Here is a 12384-nt window from a genome sequence, read left to right as displayed (position 1 = left end):
TGCTTTTAGCCTAGAAAAGGCAAGTAAAGGAAGAAGTATTTCTATTTTTAAAATAATTAAACCCAATCAAAATAATTGGGTTTAATTTCAAATGATTTTTTTAATAAAAATTACCTATCTGTTATTTTTCTATATCCTTAAAGGTCTCGTTAACTTCTTTAAAACATTTAAACTCTATCATATAGTTATTCGGGTCTTTGACAAAAAAAGACAAGTGCTCTCCAATTTTATCTTTCATAAATGTAGTTTTAATTGTAGTGCCTATATTTAATTTTAATAACCTACTATATAATTCACCAAAATGCTCAATACTAACAATAACTCCAAAGTGAAAAGAAGGTAATATACTCTCTCCTAATCTATAATTATTGAACTCGAACTTAAATTCTCCAGATTGGGTAAATGTTATTTGATTTTCAAATAAGTTAATATCAATCCAATTATTGGTATTCCTTCCTAATTTTGCTTCTAAAACTTCTAAGTAAAATTTCTTAGTTACTTCAATATCTTTACAAGGAAGGGATAAATGAAATTTAGTTATCATAATTACACGAATTTAAGTTGCTCTAATTTTAATACTACAATATCCTCATCATCTATATCATCAAAATTTTCTGAATAAGTAATTTCAAAAATTTTGTTTTTTAATGATGCAGACTTTAAATCGAATTCTTCAAAAATTTTCATGTTGATTTCGTCAAAATCAATAATATCATTATTTTCTAAATGAAAAGTATATGTACCGTTTATGAAACCTAGAAAAGTTCCAATAATAGTAATGTTCTGCTTAGTACTATAATAATTCATAATCCTATTTTTTTTATTAATAACTACATGAAAATTTCATCATGCTCTTTAAAGGTTTTAAACTCTATGTAATACCCATTAGGGTCTTTGACAAAAAAAGAGTGCTGCTCTCCATTTTTATCTTTAAAAAAAACTCTTTTGATAACTGTTTCTATAGACCATTTATTAATTTTATCATAAACTTCATCCCATTCATCACTGTTAAGTACAATACCAAAGTGAAATGACGGTAAACTTTCTTTTTCTAAAAAATAGGTTGGAAAATCAAACTTAAACTCGTTTACAACAACAAAAGTGATTTGATTACCAAACAAATTTATATCTGCCCAATTAGCTGTATTTCGTCCAATAGTTAAGCCTAATTCATTTTTATAATAAGAAACTGTTTTCTCCAAGTTTTTACAAGGCAAAGAAATATGAAATGTCCTATCCATTTATTTTTAATCATTTATCATGTCAAGAGTATCTTCATCATCTAAAAAATAATCTTCCATTGTTCTTTCTAGTTTAAAACTAATTTTAACTAAATAAATAGTGTCTTCTGTTCTTACTTCAACAGCACTAACACTATTGCCATTTGAGTTTTGGAAAGAAACAATATCATCATATTCATAACCGTCAGGAAACTTTTCTACTAATAAATCCAAGATATCAGTAGTCAACTTGTTGTAATCTACAATTACTCTTTTCATAATTTACATGTTTAAAAGATAAGCGAATATTAGTGGTACAACTATAGTAGCATCACTTTCTATAATATATTTTGGGGTGTCAATATCTAATTTCCCCCATGTTATTTTTTCATTTGGAACTGCTCCTGAATAAGAACCATAACTGGTTGTAGAGTCTGAAATTTGACAGAAATAACTCCAAAACGGAGTATCTGTTCTTTCCATATCTTGATATAGCATTGGCACTACACATATTGGAAAATCGCCAGCAATCCCACCACCTATTTGAAAGAAACCAATTCCATCTTCAGAATTATCTGTATACCAATCAGCTAGAAAAGTCATGTATTCTATTCCTGATTTCATTGTTGAAGCTTTTAAATCTCCTTTCAAAACATAGGAAGCGAAAATATTTCCCATTGTACTATCTTCCCATCCTGGAACAACCATTGGTAAGTTTTTTTCAGCAGCTGCATACATCCAAGAATCTTTTATGTCTATTTCATAATATTCTTCTAATACTCCTGATAATAATAATTTATACATAAATTCATGCGGAAAATATCTTTCTCCATCATCTTCTGCGTCTTTCCATATTCTATAAATATGTTTTTGAAGACGCCTAAATGCTTCCTCTTCTGGAATACAAGTATCTGTAACACGATTCAATCCTTTTAACAATAAATCCCATTCGTCTTGCGGGGTTAAATCTCTGTAGTTTGGCACACGTTTGTAATGGGAATGCGCTACTAAATTCATAATATCTTCTTCAAGATTTGCGCCTGTACATGATATAATATGTACTTTATCTTGACGAATAATTCCTGCAAAAATCTTTCCTATTTCTGCCGTACTCATTGCTCCTGCTAATGAAACTAACATTTTAGCCCCTTGTTCTAATTGCGTTTCATACCCTTTTGCTGCATCTACTAATGAAGCTGCATTAAAGTGTAAAAAATACTTTTCTATAAATTCAGAAATTGGTTTTCTATTTGTGTTCATCATTTTTGTTCTTAAATAAATTTTTCAACTATAACTTGTATTATTTCAAAAAGGATTAATATTATTATAATCCATTCAAGCATACTACTATACCTATGTTGCAGTATATCATTAAATAAATCTAAATTTTCTTTTATTACATTTAAACTATTTTCTATTCCTTGATGACGTTTTATAATATCTAATTCATCTTTTAACTTATAATCTAGTGCTGACAAGTCTTTATTATTCCACGCTACATCAGGCGTATCAAAAACAAAAAGGTTCTCTGCTATATTGTTTTTAAAGTTCATTGTTTTACCAATAAATTTTCTCATTTGAACTTTTGACAGCTTAAAATTCCCTGTTTTTTCTAGTTGTTTTGAATACACCATAGTTTTATCATGCAACTCAGAGACTTTATTTACATAATTCATTAAAGCCACAGACTGTGCTAGATTTAGCATAATAATATGAGCTACATCATCGTTTAATTCTTTTAATTGAATAGTTCCGAAATCAACTTCTATTTCATTTAAAAATGTTATAGTATACTCTTCAGACGGTAAGCTTGAAATCGCTTTTTTTTCATTTAAAAATAAACTAAGTGTACTATTAATTAGTTTTTCATTTACATTGATAAAAACAACACTACCATATTCTTTAACATATATGTATGATTGTTCATTAACTTTATATAATAAAAAAGAATGTTCTCTTTTTATTAATTTATACTTTTCAAAATCTTTTCGGATTTCACTAAGTAAAATTCTAATTTCAAGATGATATGCTTTTGCTAATAAATTCATTTCTTAATAATCATCATCGCTTTCTTTAAATTTTGAAAGCTTATTTAACGGTGATTTTTTATCCTCAGAATAGTCTTCCTCATCTTCCATTTTAGAAGAAAATTTATAACCTAACATTTTGTAATACAGTTTTGCTGCTAAAAAGTCTGATGATTTTTCTTGTGGATTTGGGCACAACTCAACTATATCAAAACCAACAACATTACGTTCTGTAAATACTTTTTTCAAGAATTCTAACGTTTCATAATAAAACAAACCTCCTGGTTCTGGTGTACCTGTAGATGGTAATAATGACGGATCAATTGCATCTAAATCAAAAGTTATAAAAACATTACCTGTAAGTTGATCAATCACATCATCCATCCAGTATTCATTTACAGCCATATCGTGCGCAAAAAAGACTTTATCTTTATTCATTACACGAGTTTCAGAAATATCCATACTACGAATACCTACTTGTACTAAATTGGTGTTTTCATTGGCTTCATAAACGGCACAAGCATGGTTGTAGATAGAACCCTCATATTCTTTACGTAAATCTGCATGTGCATCAATATGTAAAACAGTTAAGTTGTTAAAGCATTCATCAAATGCTCTAATAGTTCCTATAGAAATTGAGTGCTCACCTCCAAAAAGTGTTACAAACTTATTTTTATTGATATATTTTTTGGTAATTGAATGCACAGCATCAACCATTGCTTCTGGAGAAGTGTTTTCTGTAACAGCATCAGCTAAATAAATCCCCTCTTTATACACTTCACTTTCAGTTTCTATATCATATAGTTCCATATTTTCTGAAGCATCTAAAAAAGCTTTAGGTCCTTTATCTGCACCTTTTTGCCATGTACTCGTACCATCATAAGGCACAGGAATTAATACCACTTTAGCAGTTTCTAATTTTGCGTATTGTTCCGGGATTCCTGCGTATGTTCTTTTATTATTCATATCCTAAAATTGAAAGTAATTCTTCGCTTTTTTGTTGTTCTTTAAATAATTGTGTTGTTATTTCCCAATTATCGTCTCTATCAATTAAAATATGTTTGGGTGTTGGTATGAGGCAATGCTGTAAACCTCCAAACCCACCTATAGTTTCTTGATATGCTCCTGTATTAAAAAAACCAACATATAAGGGTTTTTCTTTTTCGTATATGGGTAAATAAATTGCGTTAGTATGCTGTTCTGAATTATAATAATCATCACTATCACAAGTTAAACCACCTAATAATACCCTCTCATACTCATTATCCCATTTATTAATGGGAAGCATTATAAATCGCTTATTAATAGCCCAAGAATCTGGAAGCGTAGTAATGAAAGACGAATTTATCATATTCCATTTTTCACGGTCATTTTGTTTTTTTTGATATAAAATCTCATAAATAGCCCCACCCGCTTCACCTACAGTAAAAGACCCAAATTCTGTAAAAATATTTGGTACATTTACTTCTGCTTCATCGCATGCTGTTTTTATTTGACTGATTATTTCTTCAACCATATAATTATAGTCATAATCAAATGCTAATGAATTTTTAATTGGAAAACCTCCTCCAATGTTTAAGCTATCTAATATTGGGCATATCTTTTTTAATTTGATATATACGCTTATACATTTTAAAAGTTCATTCCAATAATAAGCATTGTCTTTAATACCTGTATTGATAAAAAAATGTAACATCTTAAGTTCAACCTGAGGATTGTTTGCTATTTCACGTTCATAAAAAGAAACGATGTTTTTGTAGCCAATACCTAATCTACTCGTGTAAAACTCGAATTTTGGTTCTTCTTCTGATGCTATCCGTATTCCTACTTTAAATTTACTTTTAGTCTCACTTAAAATCAAATCAAGCTCCTCATAATTATCTATGATAGGAATGCAATTTGTATGCCCTCCATCAATTAAACTTACAATATTTGCTATATACTGGTCTCGTTTAAAGCCATTACATAGCACGTAAGATTCATTACTTAATTTACCTTCTTTTTTTAATGATTTTACAATATCAATATCAAATGCAGATGAAGTTTCAATGTGCACATCATTTCTTAATGCTTCTTCAAGCACATATTTAAAATGAGAGCTTTTTGTACAGTATGAATAATGATATGTTCCTTCATAATTGAATTTCGAAATAGCTTTATTAAACCAACCTTTAGCTCGATTAATATTTTCTGAAATTTTGGGTAAATAAGTAAATTTTAAGGGTGTACCGTATTTTTCAACCAATTGTATCAAGTCTATATCATGAAACAATAGGTTGTTCTCTTTAGTCTGAAATTCCTCCTGAGGAAAATCAAAGGTTTGTTCTATTAAATCTTTGTATTTAGTATTCATTTTATTTCAATAAAAATTATAAACTTAAACCTGTCCGCTATCTAATAGCTAGGTTTTTATAATCCTAAAGAAATAATGAGCTAAACTCGTAATTCTAGGTAAACTCCCCTTAATCGAAGATTTTGTAATGTATTTAACAAAAAGGAAGTAATCGTAATTTTTTCGTTGTGCTTCTGAAGCACTTCACAACTTTTAAACTTCCATAAAAAGTTGGAAACGAAATAAGTAAAACTTAACATTTAACCTACTCATAAGTATTTCAAATGTAAACTTTTTTTTAATATTTTTTTTATCTGATAAAATATTTAATAAAAATCAAACAAAAGAAAGAATAATCCTTAACTATGGTTTAAAAGAAACACCTTCATTAATACATCTTTAAATGTAATTATTTAGCAGAAAATATATTAAAAAAATAGAGTTACAAATTAAAACTAAAAAAATAGTTGTAAATTTATCCACTAAACAATAGCTAAAAGAAAAGTAAAGTGTACAGCTTTAGTACACCTAAATTGCTACAAGCCCAATAGAATATGGAAAAATCACATATTGTATCGGAAAGTAGATTAACTTTACCTTTCATTTAATCTATTTCAAATTCTACAAAGCACTCAAAATAAGTTTTTTTCTAACCTAAAATTTTAGGTACTCATTATAATAATAAATTTAATTACTCAATAGTAAATTAAGAGCTAATCGGATTGTTAATGGTAAGTGTATGGATACTTATAATATAGGTATCACTAACTAAAATAATATTAAATAACGGTTGATTTTTTTAGAGAGAAGGATTTTAATCCTTCTCTCTTTCTTATTTATTACATCGATTTATAGAACATGATCTTTATCATTTTTTATACCACTCTTTCTACTGAAATTTGTTCAGACAATCTAAAATAAAAGATTATGATAACAAACAAATTTCTTAGTTTCATATTAATTATAACAACAACACTAACATACTCACAGTTAAAAATAGATGCAGAAATTCGCCCACGTGTAGAATATAGGCATGGTTATAAAACATTGTTTCCTAACAATGCTAATGCCGCTTTATTTACCTCACAAAGAACTCGTTTAAACTTCTCACAATCAATTGAGAAACTCAATTTTTATGTGAGTATTCAGGATGTTAGAATTTGGGGAGATGTTCCGCAATTAAATAGCGCAGATAATAACGGATTAAGTTTGCATCAAGCTTGGGCAGAAATACTTTTAGATGCAAATTATTCTTTAAAACTAGGGCGTCAAGAAATTATTTATGATGATAGTAGAATATTTGGTAATGTAGGTTGGGCTCAACAAGCTCGCAGCCATGACTTGGCATTATTTAGGTACAAAAAAGGAAGTTTTAAAGCCGATTTAGGATTAGCTTTTAATCAATCTAAAGAAAACTTAACAGGAACAAATTTAACAACTCCAAACACTTACAAAGCTTTACAATATATTTGGCTTCATAATGAATGGAGTAATTTTTCTGGTAGTTTTTTATTCTTAAACAACGGTTTACAATCTACTGATGGACTTAAATACAGCCAAACAATTGGTACGCATTTAAAAGCAAAACAAAATAATTTACAATTAGTAGCAAACTTATATTATCAATTTGGAAACGATGTTGCTAATAATGATTTAAGTGCTTATTTAGTAGGTTTAGAAGTAAATTACAAGGTAACTGATAAAACAAAAGTTGGTTTAGGTACAGAATTACAAAGTGGTAACGATTATAATAGTACTACAGGAAAAAACAATGCTTTTACTCCTTTTTATGGAACAAATCACAAATTTAATGGTTTTATGGATTATTTCTACGTAGGTAATCACGGTAATAATGTTGGTTTACTAGATATATATGCAAAAGCAAATTTTAAATTAAATACAAAATCTAGTTTAACAGCTTTTGTACATAGTTTTTCTGCTGCTGCAGATATAAACGCAACCGTATCTAAACAATTAGGTACTGAGTTAGATTTAGTTTACGCATACAATTACACCAAAAACATAGGCTTTAAAGCAGGATATTCGCAAATGTTTGCTTCAGAAGGAATGGAAGCTTTAAAAGGAATATCTGACAATAACACAAACAACTGGGGCTGGGTAATGGTTACCATTAACCCTACTTTATTTACCTCTAAAAAATAAAATTATGGTATTAGAAAACGAAAAAACAGTAGCAAATTATGTAGCTGAAAATATTAAAACTGCACACGTTTTTAAAAAACACGGAATCGATTTTTGCTGTGGAGGTAACATTACAGTTGCCGAAGCTTGTGCTAAAAAAAATGTTGATGTAGCAATACTTGAAAAAGAACTTGAAGCTGTAGATGCAGTAAAAGATGTTATTGAAGATTATAATAAATGGGAGTTAGATTTTTTAATGATTTATATTGAGAACGTACACCATGGTTATGTAAAAGAAAGTTTGCCTTTAATTTCTGAATACGCAAATAAAGTAGCGAAAGTTCACGGGCATCATTATACCGAAGTTGTAAAAATTAATCAACTTTTTCATGAGGTAGCCAACGAGTTACTATCACACATGCAAAAAGAAGAACAAGTCTTATTTCCTTATATTAAACAATTGGTTAATACAAAAAAGACAGGAAATAAAGCCGTTACTGCTCCATTTGGAACTGTAAATAATCCTATTAGAATGATGGAGCAAGAGCACGAAAGTGCTGGTGATATTTTTAAAGAAATAGCATTGTTAACTAATAATTATACGCCTCCTGCAGAAGCTTGTAATACTTTTAAAGCATTGTATGCTAAATTAAACGAATTTGAGCAAGATTTGCACCAACATATACATCTCGAAAACAATATTCTACATCCGAAAGCTATTGCCTTAGAAAAACAATTACTATAATTCATTTTTATTATTTACACTTAAACAAGGAGTATTCAATTGAATACTCCTTGTTTATATCAATAGAAAGTAAGCCCTAAGGGTATAAGTAATAATCGTTTTATCCTGTATTTTTACAAATATGATTTCTTCATTCAATCTCTTACAAAAACACAGTAACATAGCTTTAGGATATTTTGTTTTAATTGCTTTTCTCGGAGTTTTACTTCGGCTATTTTCGATAATAGATTTACCTATAAATTATCGTTTTACTGTACATTCACATTCACATGTTGCTTTTTTAGGATGGATTTATACTGGTTTAACTACGCTTATTTTTAAAATGTACCTAAGTAAAGCTGCTATTACATTTAAGTATAAACTACTATTTTGGTGCACACAAATTATCGTTATAGGCATGTTAATAACGTTTCCTTTTACAGGGTATGCTTTTTTTTCTATTTTATTTTCTAGCCTCTTTTTAATAACCTCTTATGTATTCACTTTTTTAGTTTTTAAATATACTTCAACACTACAAAAAAAAACATATTCTTATAAATGTATTCGTATTGCGTTGTGGTACATGATTATTTCTAGTATGGGGCCTTGGGCATTAGGAATTATTATAAAAACTACAGGTAGTAGCTCTGATTTATACAGAAATGCAATCTACTTTTACCTTCATTTTCAATATAATGGATGGTTTATTTTGGCTCTTTTCGGTGTTTTCTTTTATGTTTTAGAACAACATAAAATTCTACTTCCGAAAAAAACATTTCAATTCTTCTTTTGGCTGTTAAATATCGGAGTGGTTTTAACCTTCGGAATTTCTTTATTATGGATGAAACCAAACATCTTAAGTTATCTATTTTCGAGTTTAGGCGCTTTAATACAATTAATTTCTTTTTATATTTTAGCAAAGAAATTATTCTCTTTTCAAGAAAATTTTAGAAATACATTCTCTACCCTATTTCTTCAATTATTAAAATTAGTTTCCTTGCTTTTTTTATTTAAATTGATATTTCAGTTCATAGGATCAACTCCATATTTTGCAACTATAATCTCTTCAAATGTAGATTTAATAATTGGTTATTTACATTGGATTTTTCTTGGGGTTGTAAGCATTTCTCTTCTACTTTTTTTATATCAATTTAATTTGATTCGTTTATCTAAAAAAAGCATCTTATTTTACTTGATAGGTTTTATTTTAACTGAAATTTTCATTTTTTATAAAGGGCTTGTTGTTTGGTGTAATCTTATTTTAATTGAGAATTATTTTATGTATTTGGTGATGGCTAGTTGCATATTTTTATTAGCAATATCTATGATTTTACGGAATCAGTTTAAAAAAAATAATTAAAGACTTAAACATCTTTTTTTAGTACTTTTATATAAAAATAGAGATGCTATCTAACGCTTGTAAATACGCTATTCGTTCTGTACTTTATTTGTCGGTAATAATTGACGACAATAAAAAAGTAGGAGTTAAAAAAATTGCAGAAGAATTAGAAGTTCCGCAACCTTTTTTAGCGAAACTATTACAGCAACTTACAAAAAACAAATTAGTTTCTTCTTCTAAAGGATCTACTGGAGGGTTTTATTTGAGTAAAAAAAACTTAAAAAACACCGTTTGGGATATTATAAAATGTATTGACGGAACTACAAAGTTTGATAACTGTTTTATGGGTTTATCATCTTGTAGTGATTTAAATCCTTGCCCTATACATTTTACTGTTGCTCCTTTTAAAAAGAAACTCATGAACGATTTTAAAGATAAAAACATTCATGAGTTTGCTGAAAAAATTAAACTAAAAGGAAGCCATATTTCTTTAAAAGACTTTGAAGTTTAATTAAATATTGAAAGTTTTGCATTATACTTATTTTAATGCCTCTATTTCTAAACTTAATGTGCTTATAGTATTTTTACTTAAGTTTAAATCAGCTAGAATTGAAGGCGTAATTTCTATAGCTTTATAATATTCTTCACGAAAAAGTTGGTTATAATAATCTAAACCATCTTTTAAATTACTAACAAAATTTTTAAAGTATTTAAGCTCTTTAGTGCTGTTTTTTAGTACGTTTTTTTCTAATTTATTTTTTAAAAAATCAACATAAATATTTAGCTCTTTAACAAATAAATTTGGCCTATTGTTACTCGTATTATTTAATGATTTCCCATAAATAACTGCGGTAATTTCTTTTAAACTCATCATTTTAGAAAAGTAAGCAATATTTGGCCCGGACACACAGAAACGCCTTTTCCTTCTATCTTTGTATCTAAGTCATATGCCAATAAAGCTGAAGTTCCTAAACCAACACAAGTACATGTTTTTTCAGTTATTTTATGATACGCTATTTCATATTCATTTTTAGTAAGCTTTTCATTATCTAATGCTTTTATTTTTAAATGTTGAAACTGCCTTGATGCTGTACAAATTCCTTTTTCAGTAAATTCTTTATTTAAAGCTATAAATTTTTTAGGACAGGCACTTCCTGGTCTTCCTTTATCTATGTTTGATGACTTTTCTAGATCTTTTGTATTGCCTCTTAAGTTATTAAACGGAATACCTAAAGGGGAAATGTCACTTAAATAAATATCTTCTTCTTTGGCTTCAATTAATTTATTTAAAGTTTCTTTATCAACCGTTGTCGCCTCTGGAACCAGTAAAAAAGGAGTTCCCCAACCAATAGAATCAATTTTATAATGATCTAATAAAAATTGATGTTCATCAGCAGTACCAACGCCTCCTTGAGCCGAAATTTTAAATTGCAAATTTGTTTTCGGAATTGGATATCCTTTTTGTTTTAAAGCATTAAAAAGTAATTCTTGTATTGATTGTTGTAATTCTTCTCTTTTAATTTTAAATTCTTCTAATACAGGTCCTAGTAAATAACCATCAGTTGCAAAGGCATGCCCTCCACAATTTAAGCCAGATTCTATTCTGTATTCTGAAACCCAAATTCCTTTTTTTGCTAAAAATTTACCTTGGATTAAAGCAGAACGATAATCGCTTACTTTTAAAATGATTTTCTTTTTAATATGTCCTTTTTTATCAGGATAAAACCCTTTAAACTGTTCTAAATACGTATACAATCTTGGATTCATTCCTGCAGAAAATACTACAGACGAATTAACATCACTATTAGCAAAGCCTCTTAATGCAGCATGTGCATCATTATATTCAATAGGTAATTTCTCATCTTTGTGGTAACTTTCTTTATCAAGTTTGGTCATGATATTTACATCAATTTTACCCATTGATAAATTTTCTTTTAACCACGTTGCAATTGTTGTTAGATTGAAACTGTTTGCTGTTAATTTTTTAAACTCTTGTTTTAAAGAAGAGGTATCTGGAAGCGTTTCAAAGAACTCATAAATATCTTTTTTTGTTTTGGTGATATTCTTTTTAAATTCTTCAAATTTGTCTTCAGAAAGTGTTTTCATTAAATTCAAATACGAAGTAATTCTTTTCGCTCTAAAATCTTCCATTTTTTCAGTAATCTCATTATATGGAATTCTAAATTTTAAAGAATACATTTTTCTTATCTTTTCTAACAAAATATCATCTACTAATGATATAACAGAATCTATTCCGAACCTCGAAACTTTTAAAGGAGAATCTATTGTAAACCCTATTCCCATTACAGGAATATGAAATGAATGTGTTTTTAACATAATTTATTATTGTAATAATTAAACAAGCAAGTTATTAGTACTCAACTTTTTATTATATGATAAATATCATGCTTAAACCATTATTAATAATACGGTTATAAAATGAAATAAAAAACACAACCTTTCCTAAAAGAATGTGTCTTTTTTATTCTACAAACTGGTTATCAAAAAAAATGGCTAGGTAATTAATGCTAAACAAAGCTAACAAGAATTGAAAATTAAATTTTAAAGTACCTCACACAATAATGCGTCAAGTAAAACTT

At 28.1% G+C, this 12384-nt stretch carries 14 protein-coding genes; 4 read left to right on the top strand and 10 right to left on the bottom strand.

What is annotated here, in order from left to right; translation table 11 throughout:
* Nucleotides 1–121: 121 nt before the first annotated feature.
* From PG912_RS06315 to PG912_RS06280, 8 genes are read right to left on the bottom strand one after another with little or no spacing between them, the layout of a single operon-like run.
* A complete protein-coding gene (locus PG912_RS06315) occupies nt 122–544 on the bottom strand; it encodes a VOC family protein (protein ID WP_275688908.1) in 423 nt (140 codons plus the stop codon).
* Nucleotides 545–546: 2 nt separating this feature from the next.
* A complete protein-coding gene (locus PG912_RS06310; RefSeq protein WP_275688907.1) occupies nt 547–807 on the bottom strand; it encodes a hypothetical protein in 261 nt (86 codons plus the stop codon).
* A gap of 23 nt (nt 808–830) precedes the next feature.
* On the bottom strand, nt 831–1241 hold the full coding sequence (locus tag PG912_RS06305) for a VOC family protein (RefSeq protein WP_275688906.1): 411 nt from the start codon (nt 1239–1241) through the stop codon (nt 831–833).
* Nucleotides 1242–1247: 6 nt separating this feature from the next.
* On the bottom strand, nt 1248–1499 hold the full coding sequence (locus PG912_RS06300; RefSeq protein ID WP_275688905.1) for a hypothetical protein: 252 nt from the start codon (nt 1497–1499) through the stop codon (nt 1248–1250).
* Between the two features lie 3 nt (nt 1500–1502).
* A complete protein-coding gene (locus PG912_RS06295; protein ID WP_275688904.1) occupies nt 1503–2480 on the bottom strand; it encodes a deoxyhypusine synthase family protein in 978 nt (325 codons plus the stop codon).
* Between the two features lie 11 nt (nt 2481–2491).
* On the bottom strand, nt 2492–3268 hold the full coding sequence (locus PG912_RS06290; protein ID WP_275688903.1) for an RMD1 family protein: 777 nt from the start codon (nt 3266–3268) through the stop codon (nt 2492–2494).
* 3 nt (nt 3269–3271) lie between these two features.
* Nucleotides 3272–4213: an agmatinase gene (gene speB / locus PG912_RS06285; RefSeq protein WP_275688902.1), complete on the bottom strand. Its 942-nt coding sequence runs from the start codon at nt 4211–4213 to the stop codon at nt 3272–3274.
* Nucleotides 4206–5600, bottom strand: a complete 1395-nt coding sequence (locus PG912_RS06280; RefSeq protein WP_275688901.1) for an arginine decarboxylase — start codon at nt 5598–5600, stop codon at nt 4206–4208. The genes speB and PG912_RS06280 overlap by 8 nt, the downstream gene beginning before the upstream one ends.
* A gap of 906 nt (nt 5601–6506) precedes the next feature.
* Between PG912_RS06280 and PG912_RS06275 the strand changes: the two genes are divergently transcribed.
* From PG912_RS06275 to PG912_RS06260, 4 genes are all read left to right on the top strand, one after another.
* Nucleotides 6507–7742, top strand: coding sequence for an alginate export family protein (locus PG912_RS06275; RefSeq protein ID WP_275688900.1), 1236 nt, complete (start codon nt 6507–6509; stop codon nt 7740–7742).
* A gap of 4 nt (nt 7743–7746) precedes the next feature.
* Nucleotides 7747–8466, top strand: coding sequence for an iron-sulfur cluster repair di-iron protein (ric, locus tag PG912_RS06270; RefSeq protein ID WP_275688899.1), 720 nt, complete (start codon nt 7747–7749; stop codon nt 8464–8466).
* Nucleotides 8467–8587: 121 nt separating this feature from the next.
* On the top strand, nt 8588–9805 hold the full coding sequence (locus PG912_RS06265; protein WP_275688898.1) for a hypothetical protein: 1218 nt from the start codon (nt 8588–8590) through the stop codon (nt 9803–9805).
* Nucleotides 9806–9848: 43 nt separating this feature from the next.
* Nucleotides 9849–10295 (top strand): RrF2 family transcriptional regulator, encoded by a 447-nt coding sequence (locus PG912_RS06260; RefSeq protein WP_275688897.1) that lies wholly within the window; start codon nt 9849–9851, stop codon nt 10293–10295.
* A gap of 27 nt (nt 10296–10322) precedes the next feature.
* On the opposite strand, the gene PG912_RS13670 is transcribed toward PG912_RS06260, so the two are convergent.
* Both PG912_RS13670 and PG912_RS06255 read right to left on the bottom strand, forming a co-directional pair.
* Complete coding sequence (locus PG912_RS13670) at nt 10323–10655, bottom strand: hypothetical protein (RefSeq protein ID WP_333780693.1); 333 nt, start codon at nt 10653–10655, stop codon at nt 10323–10325.
* Nucleotides 10655–12121, bottom strand: a complete 1467-nt coding sequence (locus tag PG912_RS06255) for a hypothetical protein (protein ID WP_333780692.1) — start codon at nt 12119–12121, stop codon at nt 10655–10657. The genes PG912_RS13670 and PG912_RS06255 overlap by 1 nt, the downstream gene beginning before the upstream one ends.
* Between the last annotated feature and the right edge of the window lie 263 nt (nt 12122–12384).

The sequence above is a fragment of the Tenacibaculum retecalamus genome (genome assembly GCF_027941755.1).
GTDB classification, from domain to species: domain Bacteria; phylum Bacteroidota; class Bacteroidia; order Flavobacteriales; family Flavobacteriaceae; genus Polaribacter; species Polaribacter haliotis_B.
The sequence above is the reverse complement of the archived record's forward strand: the minus strand, read 5'-3'. Positions and strand labels throughout refer to the sequence as shown.